The sequence below is a fragment of the Piscirickettsia salmonis LF-89 = ATCC VR-1361 genome, assembly GCF_000297215.2.
In the GTDB taxonomy this organism is placed as follows: domain Bacteria; phylum Pseudomonadota; class Gammaproteobacteria; order Piscirickettsiales; family Piscirickettsiaceae; genus Piscirickettsia; species Piscirickettsia salmonis.
In genome coordinates this window covers 1-17,953 of the sequence record NZ_AMFF02000149.1, presented here as the reverse complement: position 1 = coordinate 17,953, position 17,953 = coordinate 1, and the positions used below count along the sequence as shown (strand labels likewise).

Genomic DNA, 17,953 nt, shown 5'->3' with positions numbered 1-17,953 from the left:
GGGGTTTTTTATTGTCTTTTTCTTGATTATTTTTCAGCTTGTCTTAAGTTCATTACGTTATAGTTGGCTAGGATTTATGCTTTCGGGTATAGTATTAGGCAGCATAAAATGCTGTATTAATTAGGAGACAATAAATGAAATTACGGGCTTTAGCGCTTGTTATCGGTGCAGTTGCAGTTTCAACTACTGCATTTGCTACTTCTCAGTTTAAAAATCAAGAAGATAAGCTAAGTTATGCCTTTGGTTTGCAAATGGGTGAGAACGTCAAAGCTCAGTCGCTGTCTATCACGCCAGATGCATTTTCTGATGGCTTTAAAGCAGGTATGGGTGAAGGCAAGCCCTTGATGACCAAAGAGGAAGCGCGCCAAGTTATCGTAGCTTATCAAAAAGAGCAGATGAAAAAGCAAGAAGTGGTGTTGAAAAAAACCGCAGATGAGAATAAAAAAGCGGGTGATACTTTTTTAGCACAAAATAAACAGGCATCGGGTGTTGTTGCGAAAAATGGCATCCAATATGAAGTAATTAAGCCTGGAAAAGGCGAAAAGCCGCTAGTGACAGATAAAGTAACTGTTAACTATGAAGGTTGTTTAGTTAAGAATTTATCTAAGAACTGGAAAAATGAGATTAAAAAATCCGCAGGGAAGTGGTGTAGTTCGCCATTTGATAGCTCTTATGCGCGTAAAGAGCCAGCGACTTTCCCTGTTAATGGGGTGATTAAAGGCTGGCAAGAGGCATTGCCATTAATGCGCACAGGTGGTATTTGGGAAGTGGTGGTTCCAGCCAAGCTTGCTTATGGTGAACAAGGTATTCCAGGTTCTCCGATTGGGCCGAATGAAACACTGGTCTTCAAAGTTGATTTAATGAAAATTGCTAAAGAAGATACAAAGAAAGAAGCAACTAAAAAAGTTGGTTAATTCATCGCTGTAGACAATGTGGTGATTTAAAAAGGGCTATTTAGCCCTTTTTTTATTGTGCTGAGTTAAGCCAGGCCAAGTCGAGCCAAGTATAGTGCTTATGCGCTGTGTTCTATTGTTTGTGCTGTTGTTGTGGATATTTCACTGACACTAATTGCTGGAGTGAATTTTTTTTGTTCTTTCTCTTTTAAAACGTTAGCAAGACGTGCCTTCTCAGTTTCATGGTATTTTTTTAATAGACCCTGCAAATAGAGCAGGCTAGTTTTACCTGTAATCGTTAGTGGTGTGCGCAAGGTGGTCTGATGACTAAAACCAACAATGTAACTTGGTAAGGATTGTAGCTTTAAGCTGGTAATGTAATTGATTGTAATTTTTTGATAATTATTGGTGAGTGACTGTGTTTTTAATTTTAGTTGTTTGGCGATATTGTGTTGATCTTTATTGGTAATGAGTCCTGCGACCTGGCTTAACTTATTGTGAAATTGATTCAGTTTGCCTTGAGCATCTGCATTAAAGGCAAGTTTGGTTAATGTGCTTGCTAGTGGTGATGTGGTGATAGGGATAATAATGACACGGATATTGTTATTGTGAGTTATGAGCTGGTTTAATATTTTTAAAGTATGCTTAGACGCTGTTGCACTGTAATCGATAAAACTGGCCAGAGTAATATTGGCCGTTGGGTTGCCTAGTGTAAAGAAGTGTGAATTATTAAATAATTGTTGAACCTGGTGATTGTAATGGCTTTGTTGGCGGTTATGTTTAATTTCAGCCTGCTTTTTTTGCCAGTTGTTATAAAAGTCTTGGGTAAATTCAGGGTGATGGGTTAAATAAGCCTTGATTTCAGCCGGTTGTAACGAGGAAACTGATTGATTACTATTTTGTTGAACGAGTGGTTGACAGCCTGTAAGCAACATGATGAAGGGGAGTAAGTGAAGAGGGTGTTTGCTTCTCATGGCAGTTTCCTTGAGAGATTTAAATCTTTGTATATCCCAAGTATTATTGCATCAATAGTAAGGCTGCAACTTTTCGGCCTTCAGCGACAAGAATATTATAGGTTTTGCAGGCTGCATGTGTGCTCATCGCTTCGATACCAATGCCTTTCATTAAGAGAATCTTCTGTTGATGAAATGGTAGGAAATGCTGCTTTGCACCAGTGCCTAATAAAATGACTTCAACCTCGAGTGCACTTAATGTCTTAAAATCTTCCTCTGTAAGTTCTGATAGTTGTGTTTTTTGCCAGGGAGTCAAGCTGTCATGACTGACAAGTAATGAGGTTTCATAGCTTTGATCATTGATTTTAAATGTATTATTTTCAAAGCTGCGAATAAAAAATTTTTGTTCTATGATATCACGAGAAAATTGCATAATTAGGAGACTCCTGAGGCAGAAGTAGATTGGTTTGAACCAGCTGGTGCTAGATAAATATCAAAGCGGTTGGCTTTGCCTGTGAGCTGGTAACTTGGTGATTGAGCAAGTCGTGGTGCTAAGCGAGGTCGTTTTATAATCAGGCGATCTGTATAGTAGCCTTGGCAGGCGTTAAAGATCAGGTGAGCGTCTAGATCACCACCGATAATCTCTTTAAAAATCTGCATCTCTTTTTGTGCGAGGGCACTTTTTTTCTTTTCTGGAAACATCGGGTCTAGATAAATCGCATCATAATGACGATTAGGGTAATCATCGAAATAATTTTGGGCTTGTGTGTGAAACAATCGAATATGAGAGCTTAGTTCTTTTGTTAGTGAGTGTAGGCTTGCACGTTGCAAGGCATCATTGAGTAAGGCATAAATGATCGGCGAACGCTCGATCATATCGACACGACAGCCGAGTTTAGTGAGAAGCATGGCGTCTCGACCGAGGCCCGCGGTGCAGTCAAGGATATATGGGCGCCGACCTTTGTGTAAACCAAAGGCTTTCGCAATGGCTTCTTTGTTGATGCTTGCTTGCTGTAAACGTTGGGCTGTTTTACCGTGAACAAAGTCTATTCTTAATGGTTTAAAGCTGTTGTTAGTGCTGGATGCTAGCGCTAAGCCAGCTGCATCATAGCTTAAGTAATAATCATAGTGGCAAGAGCTAACTTCATCGACTAATGGGAGATGCATAGAACTGGCAAGAGTTAGACTCTTCTCGGTAAGCTGTGAGTCTTTAATAATAATTGCAACGGTCATAGGATCCACTCTATTTTGTGTTAGAGAGTATAACAGTATTTGCTTGTGCTTTCTTTTTGGATTTGAGTTGATTTGAGCTTTATGAGGTATAGTTTGGCTTTATAGTTTATTTTGGGTTTTGCTGTTTATAGATCTAAATAAAAAGAGCAAGCTAACCGTTTAAATTACAAGTGTAAAGGACGAAATTGAGTGATGAAAATTGGTGAATTAGCAAAAAAAACGAGCCTTAGTATAGAAACAATACGTTACTATGAAAAGCAAGGGCTGATTGAAGAGCCCGTCCGTCGTGAGAATGGTTACCGGGATTATCATCAGGGCATGGTTGATAAACTCTTGTTTGTCCAGCGTGCGAAAGCTTTAGGTTTTTCTTTGAATGAAATCAGCGAGTTACTTGAACTTAGTGATCAGCGTCGTTGTCATCATGAGGTGCATGAAGTCGCTGAGCAGCGCCTTGCCGACATACAGAGACGTATAAAGGAGTTAGCGCGCATGCGTGATGGGTTACACGCTTTGGTGCAATCGTGCCAGCACGAAAAAGAATTGGAAAAATGCCCCATTCTTGCGGCGTTACTTGAAGGTGAGGTGGATGATGAGAGAAAGTAAGCGTATTTAAGTACTAATAGGTACTAACTCTGGAATACCGCGCCGACCTTGTAAGCCTCCAGTATGAATCATAATAAGTGTTTGTTGATTAAAACGATCTTGCCTGATTAGATCAAATAAGCCATAACACAGTTTAGCCGTATAAACCGGGTCAAGCAGGATGGTTGGATTATAGTATTCAAAGTCTTGAATAAATTGAATGAGTTGGGCTGGAACTTTGCCATAGCCGCCTAAATGATAATCGGTTACTAGCTGCCATTGCTGAGTCTGGCTAGAAGAATAGTTGCCTGATTGAATGAGTAATTGCTTAATTTCACTATATAAAAACTCACCTTGTTTTAAAACAGGAAAGCCGATGAGCTGGCAGTTGATTGTTGCACTGCCAGCAATTAGCCCGGCGAGTGTTCCGCCTGTGCCACACGCACAGCTAATAATCGTCTGCTCTAAGTTAATCTGTGTTGCAAGTTCATGGATAATGCTCATACAGCCGGTGACGGCAAGTGCATTACTACCACCTTCGGGAATAAGGTAGTGCGGGCCGAACTGTTCTGTGAGTTGGGCGAGAAAATGCGGCTCGTCTTTTTTTCGATAATCTTGACGACTTAATGGATAGAGCTGCATGCCATGACGTTTTGCATCATTGAGGGTGGGGTTATTGTGCAACTCACCGCGAATCAAGCCGATACTTTTTAAGTTATAAATTTGCGCTGCGGTGGCTAGTGCATAGATATGATTAGAATAAGGGCCACCAAAGCTTAGAAGCGTATCATAGCCTTGTGTTTGAGCTGCTTGTAAGTTGAGTTTAAGCTTATGCCATTTATTGCCAGAAATAGTAGGGTGGTTTAAGTCTTCACGTTTGATCCACAGCGTGACTTGTTTTTTATCAAGCAGTGGATGGTGAATGGGTTGTAGTGGGGTTGGGCTCATTGCTGTATTGTACGTGAACGAACCCATGAGAAAAAGTGATAAAAGGACGTGTTAGAGAATAAAGACGTGTTAAAGGGAAGAGTAGTGTTCGATGCCACCATATTGACGTTGCCAGCGTTTGCGCTCAAAGTGTTTTTCTAAGGCGCGGCGAGTTGCAACGGCCTTGGCTTTATCTTCTTTTTTCTTCTTTGGGTTACGTCGGGAAGTGGTGGAGTTGACTTCTCGAAGCACTGATTCAGTGAGTTCACTTAATGTATCGTCCATGGTTTCAGAGTGATAGTTCGCCATGCGTTTTCCCTCTTTAATATTGTACTTATCCTTGCACAGCTTTAGTTATACCGATTTTGTGCCAGAGGGTAAAGAGGTAGAGTGAGAATCTGTTTGTGAGCTAAAGCCCACAACCATAGGGTGAGCCACAGCCCATCTCTAAAAATTGCTCTGGATTGGCCTGCGAGTTGCTCGGGTATTCTTGCTTGAGCCAGAGAATGACCTCTGTTAGGTTTGTGGCATTTGCAAAGCGTTGAGAAGAAAACATCGATTGACTGATAGCATGTTCAAGCTGGCGGGTTCTTGTGATTGTGGCGGCATCTAAGCGTAGTAAATCCGCCTCATCGCTATTTACACAGGGGTCACACTCAAGTGCACGGTGTGAAAGTTTGTTTAGGCCGGAACGTTGTATTAGTGCATCGCGCTCTTTTGTTGTACAGAGGTACAAGGGGTGCCAAAGCCTGCGGTCACCGTAGTATTCGCTTTCTTCTATATATTCCGGAAGTTGTTGATTGGCTGGGCTTGCTGCTCTGCGATGGGCGATAAGAATGGTTGCTTTGCAGTCAAAATCTTCTTCATCTAGCCATCCTAGTAGAGGCAAGCCCTTTAAAATTCCTGCGCACCACTGAAATTTGGTGGTTGGAAAAGCGCGCCGTTCCTTGATTAAGCTGGAAAAATCATGGTGGGCTGTCAAGTGAGTGACATTAAAGCCCAAGCGTTTAGCGAGTTCTTGGCCTTGATCAAGACGGTGTTGCCAGTGTGTGCCTTGCCAGCCGGTGATCACGTGCGCTACAGTAACATCAGGCAGGTTATTCTCATAAGCCCATTGAATCAGCGCAATAGAATCATTGCCATAATTACTAAAAATAATGTTCATAACTACATTGTTATATAAACTAAAAATTAAAATAAAACGATAATTTAAATTGACTTTTAGGAAGTAAATTCAGTTGATTACGTACGCTAGATGGTGGCCGGAGGCGGAATCGAACCGCCGACACGAGGATTTTCAATCCTCTGCTCTACCAACTGAGCTATCCGGCCAACCTGGCTATTTAAGCGGATTTCTTTCACAAGGTCAAGTGATTAAGCCGTGTATCGAGAAAGAGAGAATAAATCAGACTACACTTTAGCATGGGGTCTTATTAGGCATTAAGTGGGGTAGGCAATGAGGTGGTTGATCGCTCTATTGTTACTTTGCTTGAGTTTTTCCTTAACTGCACGCACTGTCCAGGTTTCTTTTATTAAGGGGATGAAAGTGTGTGGGAATTGGGGGCAATACCAGAAACGTCTTTTTGCTAGAACGGCCGCTTTTGTTAATAAGCATGGTAAGGAAAAATCAACGGCGGAGCAATTATCACGAGCCCAATATAAGTTAGCGATGCTGTATGCTTATGGTGTTGGGGTAAATAGGGACTTTAAAAAAGCGTTTAATGTGTTGAATGAGGCGGTGAAATGGTCGGGTAACTACGCGGCACAGGATGCGATGGCTCGCTTTTATCGTCAAGGTCGTGGGGTTGCGTTGAATATTGCTAAAGCAATATACTGGCAAAGGTTAGCAGATCAAAACCGTGCGGATCGAGTCCTTGCTCGTTTAGATACCAGTACACCTCCTGTTCAAGTGTTGATTGCTGATTATAAAATGCTTTATTTTGCCTGTAAAAAGAAAGCCGAGGCTGGCAATGCCGGCGCACAAATTTATTTAGGGCGATTGTATACCTATGGCCTTGGTGTTAGAAAAAATATGAAAAGTGCGATGGTTTGGTTTGAAAAAGCGGCGACAAGTGATAGTGCACCGGCAATGGTTGAGCTTGGGCGAGCATATTTGCGTTCTAAAAACTTGTTTACTGATGTACAGCGATTAGCCGGTCAATGGTATTTTAAAGCAGCAAAAGCAGGTTATGTGCCCGGAATGTATTATTTAGGGCGTGTTTATTTTGAAGGCGTTGGTACTGACAAAGACTTAAAAAAAGCATTTAAGTGGTATTTAAAAGCAGCTAAAAAAGGCTATATTAAGGCACAGATTGAGCTTGCTAAAATGTACTTAAGAGGTCTTGGCGTGAAACAAAGCTCGCAAAAAGCAATTGAGTGGTTGACGAAGGCCGCGAAAAGAGGCAGTTCAGAGGCCATGCTGCAATTGGGGATTTTATATTACGAAGGCGAGTATACGGGGCAAAGTTATGAGCAAGCTCGAGAATGGCTTGAAAAGGCGACCACGCGCCGCAATGCGCATGCATTATATGCACTTGGCATGATGTATTTTAATGGTGAGGGGGTAACGCAAAATTATCGCCGTGCTTATCAAGCTCTATTGCAAGGCGCTCATAATGGCTCTGAATTGGCTAAAAATACCTTGGGGATTATGCATTTCCAGGGGGTGGGGGTGAAGCAAAATAATATTATTGCATTTGCCTTTTTTAATTCTGGAGGGTTTGCCAAAAAAGCCAGTGAAGTACAAAAGCACATGACGTCTGCACAAGTGACAGAGGCTAGGCGCCTATCGTTAGTGTATATGCGTAAATTTAATGGCTGGGAGATTAAAGGGGTTGATCATATCGGTAAATCTCCTTTGCCTGAAGGGCTAAAAGATCTGCGTATTCAATAAAAAATAACCCTTACTAACTGTTGCTTATTAATTAGCAATTAGCGATCACTATTTAATTATTGTTATATATTACATTTAAGGTAGTTTAAGTGAAAATTATCTGGAAAAGCTAAGGTAAATCAATGCCAATGAGCGGACTTTGTCTTTGGTCTGGGCTCATCGATGTCTTTTAAATTATGTATCTATATAATTTATCTGTATTATTATTTCTAATTTTGGCTAAAATAGCTGAACACTGAATTAAAGAGGCAAACCAGGTCATGCTAACGACATTAATTACCGCCACCATTACATTAATTATTGTTATGGACCCTATTGGTAATATTCCTGTGTTTCTTTCTGTATTAAAAAATGTTGACCCGAAGCGTCGCTCACGGATTATTCTACGTGAGACTTTGATTGCCTATATTATTATTGTGAGTTTTTTGTTTGGCGGCCAGTATATCTTAAAATTTTTAGGGGTTTCAACCTCAGCCTTAAGTATCGGTGGTGGGGTGATTTTATTTTTAATTGCCTTAAAAATGATATTCCCAAGTAGCCACAATGATGGCGAGGTGCAAATGGGTGAGCCTTTTATCGTCCCATTAGCGATTCCGTTGGTCGCAGGCCCTGCAGCATTAGCGACGGTGATGATTTCAGCGATGAAAGACCCTGTGCATACCTGGGTCTGGTTTGTAGCTATTAGTATTTCATCATTATTAACCTTGATTGTATTAAGTTCTGCGCCTTTATTGCAGCGCTTACTTGGTGCGAAGGGCTTGGTAGCAATTGAGCGTTTGATGGGCATGTTGCTGGTCATTATGTCTGTGCAGATGTTGCTTTCAGGGGTGAATACTTTTTTTCACTTAAACCAAGAAACACCTGCGGTTATTGCAGTAAATAATCAATGAGTTGATAACTTAGGTGTAAATGACTAAATCAACCATCATTGATAGAGCGTGGGTAAGTTTAATCTGTAATCAATTGAGACCGACTGATTAAATACAGCTTAAATACAGCGAGCGGGTTTAGGCAGACCAGCAATTTTAGTTGCTTGCTTTGCTGCACCTTGTGGAAAGAGTTTCATCAGATAGAGACTATTGCCTTTTTCAGCACCGTACTCTGCTTTCAGTGCTTTGACAAGCATGCGAATAGCGGGTGAGGTATGGTATTTTTGATAAAAATTACGAACAAAGTGAATAATTTCCCAATGATTTTTGGTAAGTGAAATACCTTCTTGTTTAGCAAGAACTTGCGCCAGTTCTGGTTGCCAGTCTGTAGGATTTTTTAGGTAGCCGTGGCTATCTGTTTGGATCGTTTGCTGATTAAAGTGAAGAGTCATGGCTTAACTAACTCCAGGTTAAACTATTATCAAATTGGGCAATTAAATCGACAAATGCTTGATAGTCTATCATCGTAATCATTGGGTCTATGTCAGTAATTCCTCGTGCGGTAAGGTCAGCACGTAAGGCGAAACAGGGCGATGATAGGAGGCGTATTTGCGTGCTAAGTGAGTAAGCATTGCATGCACCATAGACCCCATTTTCGAGGAGTAATATTCCATCTTGATTTTCTAATTGCGTGAGACAGCGTGAAAGTGCTGAATTTTGGTAGGGTGAAGATTGAATTAAGTGTAAAGTTGCCATATTAAAAGCTCAATATGTGTGAGTAAGAGCGAATTTTTTGATAAATTTCAGTACGGTTTAAATAAGGGTAATCATAGTCAAGTTCATGAGTGCTCAGGCCGTATTGCTGAAGCGCATTCTGATCTAGATAAACGTTTTCTATCTCGTAAAGTTCAAGTAGCTGATAGACCGCTAATTGGTTTTTGCATTGGAGTGTGCTTGTATCTTGATGGCTTTTAAGTTGCAAGATGCCATTGGCGATAAAGAACACGCCTAAATTCTCAATGATGGCTGAGGCGGCCAGTGTGGCATTAAGGCCAGACTGTGCGCTATGATTGCCGTAGGGAGCGCTTTGTAAAATAATCGCAAGGCTTGTCATGATTGGCTTGCCTTAAAGCTGATTAGGCGGTCAGCTTGGCTAGATTCTGCAAAAAATTCAGCAAGACCGCTGAGTTTAAAGGCCGGGGGTGGTGCGGTGATGCCATATGTTTCTGCTTGAGTAATACATAAACGTAGTGGGATATTATATTGACTGGCCAGTTGTTGCCAGCGCTCTATTATATTGATCTCATCACTGGGTAGAGTGGTATTTGTTAGCCCGTGGAGGATACCGCCTTGATAAAAAAATACTTGTTGAATATCATGGCCTGAAGATAAGGCCGCTAGGCTAAAATGATAGGCACTTAGGCTACCTTGGTGTTCAAAAGGTGAGCATTGAATAAAAATAGCAAATTTCATATTGTTATATCGTTTTGTTCATTGTCTAGTCTATATATTACTGTTTTAATGCTTTGTTTTAAGATAACAAAGCCCCCAAAAACAGGGGGCTTTATACGGTCCAGCTTAGACGCTTTGTCTAAATTAAGGACGCTTAGTCGCGATTGCCTGCAAACATGCCAAAAAGCTGAAGTAAGGTCAAGAAAATATTCAGCAATGAGACATACAGCATAACGGTTGCTGAGATATAGTTATTTTCCCCACCACGTACGATCATATTCGTCGTGTATAAAATGTAACCTGCTGAAATTAAAGCAAGTACGATGGAAATGGCCAGCGCTAGTGCCGGTAATTTTAGAAAGAGGTTCGCGACTACAGCAACCAGGACAACGATGGCCCCAGCAAAGAGCAACGTGCCCATATTGGTAAAGTCACGCTTGGTGGTCATGGCAATGGCTGAGAGAACGAAAAAGACCACACCCGTCGAGCCTAATGCCATCATAATTAACTCATTACCGTTGCTAAAGGCGGTAATGTAATAATTGAGTATCGGCCCTATGGTATAGCCGAGAAAGCCAGTGAGGGCAAAGACGAGGACGAGTCCCCACACACTGTTACGCAGAGCTTGTGTTGCGAACAGTAGGACAAAGTAAACCACCAGTGTGAGGATGGGGTTTAAGGGGGCCACTTGTGTAGCCATTGCATAACTGGCTGTTAAAGCACTAAAGACTAGCGTTAAAGCCAGTAGAAAATAAGTGTTACGTAGAACCTTATTCGTTGCGAGAATGGACTCGCCACGGCGCTCTATCGTGGGTTTTTGTTCAAACATCATCGTCTCCAAAATTGACTCACATGCTATTTTAACATTATCGATAGCCCGGAAAAAAATCAAGCTATGTCTTGCATTTGAACTCAAATTCTTATATTATGCAAGCCGTCTTTACGGAGGGATGGCAGAGCGGTTGAATGCACCGGTCTTGAAAACCGGCAAGGGTTAATAGCCCTTCCAGGGTTCGAATCCCTGTCCCTCCGCCAGACTTTAGCTTATCTGATTCTGCTTTATTGACCTTCTAAACATATCCTCATAAAAATTTATATTCCCATAGTTTTATATTTTAGAACTTGAGCAAGCATTAAGATTCAATAAATTCGGTTGGTTATCTTCGGTTCTATATGACTTAGAATGATTTAGACGTTTTTTTTGTAAAAATTCCTCTTACAAATAAACACTTATTTTTTTTATGCAACGGATGAGATGTAAATGTCCTAAACCTAACAGTATGAAGGGTAATAGTGGGTAGCTGCGATGTTAGTGCAGTGGATATGCGGAGAAGTCGTAGATAATCAACGAGAAGCGTTTGCCAAACAGCAAAACGATTGGCAAAATGCACTGAAGGCAGCCTCTGGTTTTGTTGCTCAAGCAGGTGGCTGGGATAGCCATAATGAAGATGATGTCAGTGTCCTTGATTTTTGGCAAGATCGCGCCTCTTTTGAACAATTTAATCAGCGCCCTCATATCGAGTTATGTGGTGTAGGCGATAACCAGTCATGCCAATTGCTATCTTCTAGTGTTTTTGAATTGAGCTTGATGATCTCAGGTGACTATGATGATTTTTTTAAGGCAATTGCGCATTGTGCAGTGATGCGGGTGGCAGAGTGTACTGTTAAAGAAGATTGTGTGGATCATTTTCTTAATGCTCAGCAAACCATTTGGGCGCCAGGATTAAAAGCAGCCCATGCTTTGTGTGCAGCGGTGATGCAAGATATTCATAACCCGATGCATCATTTTGTAGTGAGCTTATGGAAAGATGAAAAAGAACATAAAAATTATACCTTACGCAGTTTGCCGGTATTGCGTAGTCAGTCTGAAATTTTAAAAGACGTTGATTTTATTTGGGGAAAACTAGTGAACTTTAGCCCTGGCTGGATGATCTTAAAAGCCCAGGCCTAGGAAAAACAAAAGTGTGAATATCAACCTTTGTGTTTCTCAGGCTTTAATTGATTAACGAAAAGATTTTAAATTACAGACAAGAACCTTCGCTGCGAGCCATGGAGTGAGGTAGCGACGCTTACGAGAGAACTCTTAAGTGTACTCTAACGCTAAACTTCTAGCTTCTGGGGCTGTAGTATGCTCATGCTCTTCAAGCGTATTGTGATGTTCGTGAAACATTAAGCGGGGTGATGATGTACTGGTGATGGCTTGAAAAAGCTCATTTGCATTAGAGTAATTTCCCTGACAAACTTTTGTTGATGAAAAACATTCTTTTGCCATGCGAATTGATGCTTTATCACTTTTAATGCAGCCATAGCGTGCAATCATGCGTAAATTATCAGGAGTTACCTGAGCTTCGTTTATACTCAATTCTGCTCGAATAAAGCTATACTCTGATCTTTTTAATAGACGACAGACTGTTTCTAAGCAAAATGTTTCACCTGTGCCATGGCGTCTTCTTTGTGCGGCAATGCCAATGAAATCGCGTATTGATGTAGTGTCAGGTTCATAAGTGCTATAATGGCGTAGAGCAGCAACTTTATCTGGATTTGAAGTATGAATCCACCAGGAATTACTGGAAGACTGTGCTGTTTCCTCACAAAATCTAGCCCATAGTATTTTTCTTATTTCTTGTTCTTCGGTAAGTTGATCTGGAAGTTGTCGTGAAAGTTCTGTGGTTTCCTGGCCAGCAAGAAAGGAAGCAGTTAGGTGATGTAAAGGATTTGGAATATCTAATTCGTAGAATTTTGAGCCCTCTAAGGCGATAGCTGCTTGACGAGACTGATGCCTGGCAATTTCTTCGGTTAAAAATTTATAAAAATCAGCGTGACAATGTTTTTTTGCATAACCTAAAAGATTATCTTTTTTTTTCAATAGAACTCGGATATGGCGGTTTGATTCCCCATAGGGGTTTGCCCCATACTTTAGTAAAAGAGAAGTCATTGCTTGATTGCTTTGTTTAAGTGTCATCTGAAAAGGGGAGGGCTTTGTGAAGGATTCGATAAAAGTATCATAAGGCGAATTAGGGTTTGCTCCCATTTTTAAGGCTTTTTCTACCCACTCAATGTTATTTTCAGTAACGGCCCAACCAAGTAAGCTGTTTTTTGCGGCATAAGGTATTCGAAACTGTGGAAGTTCAGTGACTGCAGCCATTGTTGCTGCGATTGACCTTACTATAGCTAGCATATGGGCACGATAGCTCCTATCCCATTGAATATATCCGATGCCTTTTTTTCCTACACCTTTATGTGATATCTCCCTAGATATAAATTTCTCCGCAGCTTTATCTAAGAATAGTTGCACCAATTGAGGATTAGCTTGAGGCGAGCTTACAACTAGTTTAATTAACTCAGAATTCGCTGATTGAATCGCTAAAGCTATAGCATTTGTACCGCGTTTATCTATATCGTAATATAATTCATTAGGATTAGCGCCTAATTCTAAGAGTTCTCTGACTCGCTCCAGGTCTTGGGGGCCTGGTGAGGCAAGCAGCTCAAATAAAGCTCTAGATGAGGTTGGCTGTGGATCTTTTTTTATTTTAAAAGTATCTGGCATATTTTATATCCTTTTTTGATTAAAATTTTAGAACGTAAATCTCTCTGTTACGTCTATATATAAATTAAGAGTTTTTATTAATTATTTCTGAATTAATTTTATTTTTTACAGGTTATTAATTTTAATAAATATCCATTTATTGATTTATGATATAAATTTTTTGATTTTATGAATGCTTTTGTTGATTGCTTGTCCTTTGCCATTATCTATGAACCTTATAATCAAAGTTTGAGGCTATTTAATATTAATTTAATAATTTTAATTATGGTAAAATAAGTGTTATATATAAGTTTAATGTATTAAATTTGTAAATTTGTAAATTTTTTATATTTTAAGTAATAATTGTGTGGTTTTTTTTACATTTTAAATTTTTTAGGCGAAAAATTAACACTGTATTGCTACTTATAGTGAAAGTGATTAGGCTAATTCTTGTATGTAAAGGCTGGTAGGTAAGGCGATAAAGAGTGTGTTTAATTCAAGGGACTGATATTTTCAACGCCCTGAATTACATTTATTTATACTGCTTTAATAGCTTTTTTAAGCGCTTTAAATAGAGATTTTCATCCGGGGCTTTATTATCACGCTGTGCTTGCCAGAGGGTTTCGGCCAGTGCATCCATCATTAAATGCTCGGCTTCTAGCTCACTATTTAGTTTGGCCTGTAAGCTTTGATGAATCTGGCGGATGCCTTTAGGGCGGTTAGTTGCTACTTGTTCACGAATGCCAAGGTGCATGGATAAGTGCAAAAAAGGATTAGTCTCACCAAGTTCGGGTAAATAATCTTGATCGAGATAACGATCGATATGATTAAAAATAAAATGATATTCAGGGTGCTCAGCGATAACTTGGCAAATCGTCGCCTCTAAGGGAGAAAGTATTTCATTGTTTTCCTGTTTTTGCCAAGCATCGAAAAATTGTTGACGTAATTCAGTACGATTATCTGAAAACATGGTATTTAGCCTATTATTAATTATTAGTTTTAAATTTTAAATTTTAAATTTTTTAATTGCTAGTTAATGATAGCTTATAACGTTTTTGCTTTATATTCACAGAGCTCATTAATAATACATTCACTGCATTTAGGTTTACGTGCTTGGCAAATATAGCGGCCATGTAAAACTAACCAATGATGAGCATCGCGCAGAAAGTCTTTAGGAATGACTTTAAGTAATTTATCTTCAACTTGGCGCACGGTTTTTCCGGGTGCGAGTCCTGTACGATTGCCAACGCGAAATACATGGGTATCGACCGCTAATGTTGGCTCGCCAAAGGCGGTATTTAAAACGACATTGGCCGTTTTGCGGCCGACCCCGGGCAGGGCCTCTAAGGCTTTGCGGTTGGTGGGTACTTCACCTTGGTATTGTTCATGTAAAATTTGACAGGTTTTAATGATATTAGCCGCTTTATTGTTATATAAACCAATGGTTTTAATATAGCTTTTTAAACCTTCTTCACCGAGCATTAAAATGCGCTCGGCAGTATTGGCAACGGCAAAGAGTTTAACAGTGGCTTTATTGACACCGACATCGGTCGCTTGAGCCGATAAAATCACGGCAATCAGTAATTCAAATGGGTTGCTGAAATTAAGCTCGGTTGTCGGCTTTGGGTTATCAGTGTGAAAGCGTTCAAAAATCACGTGTCGCTTGGCAGTGTTCACAGCAGGGCCTTCATATTATTGTTCTTGAGCGTTGTTATTGAGTTTGGCCAGGCGTTTGGCTTTAGCCCGAGCTGCGGCAGCCTTGACAAAGTCTTGCCTGGCCTGAACGGTGTCTTGGTCAGATTGAACTTGTTTTAAACCACCCTGGCGGGCATGACGCTGTGCACCTAATTTATCTTCACGTTCCCGGGTTAAGCGCTCAGTGCGTGCGTGATAACGCTGTTGATATTGGTCTGGTTCAAGCTGGTTATATTGGATAGGGGCTGGGACCATGTCTATGCAGTCCATTGGACAAGGCGCCACACAGAGCTCACAGCCATTACACTCGCTTTGAATGACCGTATGCATGCGTTTAGGGCCGCCTGAAATAGCATCAACCGGGCAAGCTTTGATGCATTTGACACAGCCAATGCAGCGTGATTCATCAATTTGTGCCAGTAGTTTAGGGCCATGTTGGCCATTGTCAGGATTTAAGGCAGTCATCTTGCGTCCGAGTAGCTCAGACAGTTTGACGATGGTCTCAGGCCCGCCGGGAGGGCATTGATTGTGTGGGGTGCCTTCTGCAATGGCGGTTGCATAGCTATGGCAGTCAGGATAGCCACAGCGTGTGCATTGAGTCTGAGGCAGAACTGCCTCAATGGCTGTAACGGGGACTGTTTTCATGATTATTTTACACGCATGCCGGGCAGTGCGCCCTCATCGGGGTTAAGAATCCAGAGGTCCTGACCACCAGGCCCTGCGGCAAGGACCATGCCTTCTGAAACACCAAAACGCATTTTGCGTGGCGCCAAATTGGCAACCATGACAGTGAGCTTACCTTCCAGCGCTTCGGGCTGGTAGGCTGATTTAATACCGGCGAAGACCTGACGAGTTTCACCGCCTAAATCGAGGGTGAGTTGTAATAATTTATTGGCTTCTTTGACATGCTCGGCTTTAATAATTTTGGCAATGCGCAGGTCAATTTTGGCAAAGTCCTCAATCGTAATTGTGTCTGCAATCGGTTCTTTATGTAATGGGTTGTCTTTTGGGTTATTTTTATCACTGTTAATTGCAGCCGCTGTGTTTGCAGTAATATTCGCTTCTTTGGCGAGCTCTTGCTTGGTTTCTTCAATGATCTTGTCGATTTGAGCAGTTTCAATACGTTTCATCAATGGCTTAAAGGTGTTGATGGGATGATTTAATAACGGCTGTTGGCTGTCTGCCCAGCTGAGTGAATCGATATTTAAAAACTCTTCTGCATGTTGGCTTAATTCCGGTAGAACCGGTTTTAAATACAAGGTTAGCAAGCGGAACAGGTTAATTCCCATCGAGCAGACTAAATGGACTTTGTCTTCTTGACCGTCTTCTTTAATTAGTTGCCACGGCTTATAGTGATCGATGTATTGGTTGGCTTTGTCAGCTAAGGCCATAATTTCACGCATGGCAAAAGCAAAATCACGTGATTCATAGTACTTGGCAATTTTTTCAGCCTGAGCACTAAATTCATTAAATAAATCAAGATTATCGAGCGTTGTCGCCAGTTGGTTGTCAAAGCGCTTTTTAATAAAGCCAGCACAGCGGCTAGCGATATTAACGACTTTGCCGACTAAGTCTGAATTAATCCGTTGCGTAAAGTCTTCCAGGTTTAAATCAATATCATCAATACGACGACTCAGCTTTGCGGCGAAATAATAGCGCAAATATTCGGAGCTTAGGTGATTTAGATAGGTTCTGGCTTTAATAAAGGTGCCGCGTGATTTAGACATTTTCTGGCCATCCACGGTGAGCATGCCGTGAACAAAAATATTACTGGGTTTACGAAAGCCTGCGCCTTCGAGCATTGCTGGCCAAAATAAGCTATGAAAGTAGACGATGTCTTTACCGATAAAGTGATAAAGCTCAGCCTGGTCGTCGTGCTTCCAAAACTGATCAAATTCCAGATTTTTTTTCTTGGCAAAATCCATAAAACTCGCCATATAGCCGACAGGTGCGTCGAGCCACACATAAAAATATTTACCCGGTGCGTTAGGGATTTCAAAGCCAAAATAAGGCGCATCGCGCGAGATATCCCAATCATTTAAGCCACTGTCAAACCATTCGTTAAGCTTATTGGTAATTTCTTCTTGCAGGTGGCCTTGTTGAATCCAGTCTTTGAGCATATTTTCATAATGAGTGAGCTTAAAGAAATAATGCTCAGATTCTTTTTCTATCGGTGTGGCGCCAGAGACTACAGAAACAGCATTAGTTAAGTCACAGGGGCTATAGGTTGCCCCGCAGACCTCGCAAGAATCACCGTATTGATCTGCCGCATTACATTTAGGGCATTCACCTTTGACAAAACGGTCGGGCAAGAACATGTTTTTCTCAGGGTCGAAGGCTTGGGTAATCGTCCGCTTTTCTATGTCGCCATTGCGTTCTAATTGATTATAGATTTCAAAGACCAGTTCTTTGTTCTCAGCGCTATGGGTGGTGTAGAAATTATCAAAGCTGATATTAAAGTCGTTAAAGTCTTGCTCGTGTTCTTTGGCAAAACGAGTGATTAATTCTTCTGGGGCAATGCCTTCTTTTTCTGCTCGTAGCATAATCGGTGTGCCGTGAGCGTCGCTGCCACTGATTAAATAGCACTCATGGCCACGCATACGTTGGAATCTAGTCCAAATATCTGCTTGAATTGCTTCGATAATGTGACCTAAGTGAAGTGAACCATTGGCATAGTATAGAGCAGTAGTTGCTAATATTTTGCGTTGCATGACGTTGTGGCACCTAAATGAAATTTGAAATTATGCGTAAATTTGTTCATATTGTTTTAAAATTGCAAGGCACAATATAGCATGTTTTTAGTTAGGCGATAAGCCTCCGACTAAGCGTGCTGTTGCTTAGAATCAATTTAGAATCAATGAATTTTAACTGAACCAGTATTTTGCTCGCTTATAGTTTTTCGTAATAACAAGCTCACCTTACGCACTGAC

21 protein-coding genes and 2 tRNA genes are annotated in these 17,953 nt (G+C 40.9%); 6 read left to right on the top strand and 17 right to left on the bottom strand.

The genetic code is table 11. The features are described 5' to 3' along the window. Positions 1–134: 134 nt before the first annotated feature. Positions 135–914, top strand: coding sequence for an FKBP-type peptidyl-prolyl cis-trans isomerase (locus tag C200_RS12455; protein WP_016210710.1), 780 nt, complete (start codon positions 135–137; stop codon positions 912–914). Between the two features lie 98 nt (positions 915–1,012). On the opposite strand, the gene C200_RS12450 is transcribed toward C200_RS12455, so the two are convergent. From C200_RS12450 to C200_RS12440, 3 genes are read right to left on the bottom strand one after another with little or no spacing between them, the layout of a single operon-like run. After that, positions 1,013–1,867 (bottom strand): thioredoxin domain-containing protein, encoded by an 855-nt coding sequence (locus C200_RS12450; RefSeq protein WP_032126770.1) that lies wholly within the window; start codon positions 1,865–1,867, stop codon positions 1,013–1,015. A 43-nt stretch (positions 1,868–1,910) separates the two neighbouring features. Beyond that, complete coding sequence (locus C200_RS12445) at positions 1,911–2,279, bottom strand: Mth938-like domain-containing protein (RefSeq protein ID WP_016210714.1); 369 nt, start codon at positions 2,277–2,279, stop codon at positions 1,911–1,913. A 2-nt stretch (positions 2,280–2,281) separates the two neighbouring features. Then, positions 2,282–3,079, bottom strand: a complete 798-nt coding sequence (locus C200_RS12440) for a class I SAM-dependent methyltransferase (RefSeq protein WP_016210715.1) — start codon at positions 3,077–3,079, stop codon at positions 2,282–2,284. A 192-nt stretch (positions 3,080–3,271) separates the two neighbouring features. On the opposite strand from C200_RS12440, the gene C200_RS12435 reads away from it, so the two are divergent. After that, positions 3,272–3,682, top strand: coding sequence for a MerR family DNA-binding protein (locus tag C200_RS12435; protein WP_032126769.1), 411 nt, complete (start codon positions 3,272–3,274; stop codon positions 3,680–3,682). Positions 3,683–3,688: 6 nt separating this feature from the next. Here the strand turns inward: C200_RS12435 and C200_RS12430 are convergent, their stop codons facing one another. From C200_RS12430 to C200_RS12415, 4 genes are all read right to left on the bottom strand, one after another. Then, entirely contained in the window at positions 3,689–4,609 is a 921-nt protein-coding gene (locus tag C200_RS12430; protein WP_016210707.1) for a 1-aminocyclopropane-1-carboxylate deaminase/D-cysteine desulfhydrase, read from the bottom strand. 69 nt (positions 4,610–4,678) lie between these two features. Beyond that, positions 4,679–4,897, bottom strand: coding sequence for a hypothetical protein (locus tag C200_RS12425; protein ID WP_016210711.1), 219 nt, complete (start codon positions 4,895–4,897; stop codon positions 4,679–4,681). 100 nt (positions 4,898–4,997) lie between these two features. Beyond that, positions 4,998–5,753 (bottom strand): adenine nucleotide alpha hydrolase family protein, encoded by a 756-nt coding sequence (locus C200_RS12420; protein WP_016210717.1) that lies wholly within the window; start codon positions 5,751–5,753, stop codon positions 4,998–5,000. 91 nt (positions 5,754–5,844) lie between these two features. After that, positions 5,845–5,920: transfer RNA gene (locus tag C200_RS12415), tRNA-Phe, on the bottom strand. Between the two features lie 124 nt (positions 5,921–6,044). Here C200_RS12415 and C200_RS12410 point away from each other — a divergent pair. Together C200_RS12410 and C200_RS12405 are read left to right on the top strand one after the other, a co-directional pair. Continuing rightward, complete coding sequence (locus C200_RS12410) at positions 6,045–7,481, top strand: SEL1-like repeat protein (protein ID WP_016210709.1); 1,437 nt, start codon at positions 6,045–6,047, stop codon at positions 7,479–7,481. 260 nt (positions 7,482–7,741) lie between these two features. Beyond that, positions 7,742–8,371 (top strand): MarC family protein, encoded by a 630-nt coding sequence (locus C200_RS12405; RefSeq protein WP_016210720.1) that lies wholly within the window; start codon positions 7,742–7,744, stop codon positions 8,369–8,371. A 98-nt stretch (positions 8,372–8,469) separates the two neighbouring features. Here the strand turns inward: C200_RS12405 and C200_RS12400 are convergent, their stop codons facing one another. The 5 genes from C200_RS12400 to C200_RS12380 form a co-directional block, all read right to left on the bottom strand. Then, entirely contained in the window at positions 8,470–8,802 is a 333-nt protein-coding gene (locus C200_RS12400) for a TusE/DsrC/DsvC family sulfur relay protein (protein ID WP_016210716.1), read from the bottom strand. A gap of 7 nt (positions 8,803–8,809) precedes the next feature. Next, complete coding sequence (gene tusB, locus C200_RS12395; RefSeq protein WP_016210718.1) at positions 8,810–9,106, bottom strand: sulfurtransferase complex subunit TusB; 297 nt, start codon at positions 9,104–9,106, stop codon at positions 8,810–8,812. Between the two features lies 1 nt (position 9,107). Beyond that, positions 9,108–9,464 (bottom strand): sulfurtransferase complex subunit TusC, encoded by a 357-nt coding sequence (gene tusC / locus C200_RS12390; RefSeq protein WP_016210721.1) that lies wholly within the window; start codon positions 9,462–9,464, stop codon positions 9,108–9,110. Next, positions 9,461–9,823, bottom strand: coding sequence for a sulfurtransferase complex subunit TusD (gene tusD / locus C200_RS12385; protein WP_016210708.1), 363 nt, complete (start codon positions 9,821–9,823; stop codon positions 9,461–9,463). The genes tusC and tusD overlap by 4 nt, the downstream gene beginning before the upstream one ends. Positions 9,824–9,956: 133 nt before the next feature. Next, the gene (locus C200_RS12380) at positions 9,957–10,631 is read right to left on the bottom strand and encodes a Bax inhibitor-1/YccA family protein (protein WP_017376751.1); all 675 of its coding nucleotides are present in this window, start codon (positions 10,629–10,631) and stop codon (positions 9,957–9,959) included. A gap of 115 nt (positions 10,632–10,746) precedes the next feature. Here C200_RS12380 and C200_RS12375 point away from each other — a divergent pair. Beyond that, a tRNA-Ser gene (locus C200_RS12375) sits at positions 10,747–10,837 on the top strand. Between the two features lie 271 nt (positions 10,838–11,108). Then, positions 11,109–11,753, top strand: a complete 645-nt coding sequence (locus C200_RS12370; RefSeq protein WP_016210723.1) for a DUF4937 domain-containing protein — start codon at positions 11,109–11,111, stop codon at positions 11,751–11,753. A gap of 132 nt (positions 11,754–11,885) precedes the next feature. On the opposite strand, the gene C200_RS12365 is transcribed toward C200_RS12370, so the two are convergent. From C200_RS12365 to metG, 5 genes are all read right to left on the bottom strand, one after another. Next, complete coding sequence (locus C200_RS12365) at positions 11,886–13,349, bottom strand: ankyrin repeat family protein (RefSeq protein ID WP_016211431.1); 1,464 nt, start codon at positions 13,347–13,349, stop codon at positions 11,886–11,888. A gap of 511 nt (positions 13,350–13,860) precedes the next feature. Continuing rightward, a complete protein-coding gene (locus C200_RS12360) occupies positions 13,861–14,298 on the bottom strand; it encodes a DUF1841 family protein (RefSeq protein ID WP_016211429.1) in 438 nt (145 codons plus the stop codon). Positions 14,299–14,372: 74 nt separating this feature from the next. Beyond that, complete coding sequence (gene nth / locus C200_RS12355) at positions 14,373–15,005, bottom strand: endonuclease III (protein WP_017376743.1); 633 nt, start codon at positions 15,003–15,005, stop codon at positions 14,373–14,375. A 15-nt stretch (positions 15,006–15,020) separates the two neighbouring features. Next, positions 15,021–15,668 (bottom strand): RnfABCDGE type electron transport complex subunit B, encoded by a 648-nt coding sequence (locus tag C200_RS12350; RefSeq protein ID WP_016211433.1) that lies wholly within the window; start codon positions 15,666–15,668, stop codon positions 15,021–15,023. Positions 15,669–15,670: 2 nt separating this feature from the next. Next, positions 15,671–17,734, bottom strand: a complete 2,064-nt coding sequence (gene metG / locus C200_RS12345) for a methionine--tRNA ligase (protein WP_016211428.1) — start codon at positions 17,732–17,734, stop codon at positions 15,671–15,673. Between the last annotated feature and the right edge of the window lie 219 nt (positions 17,735–17,953).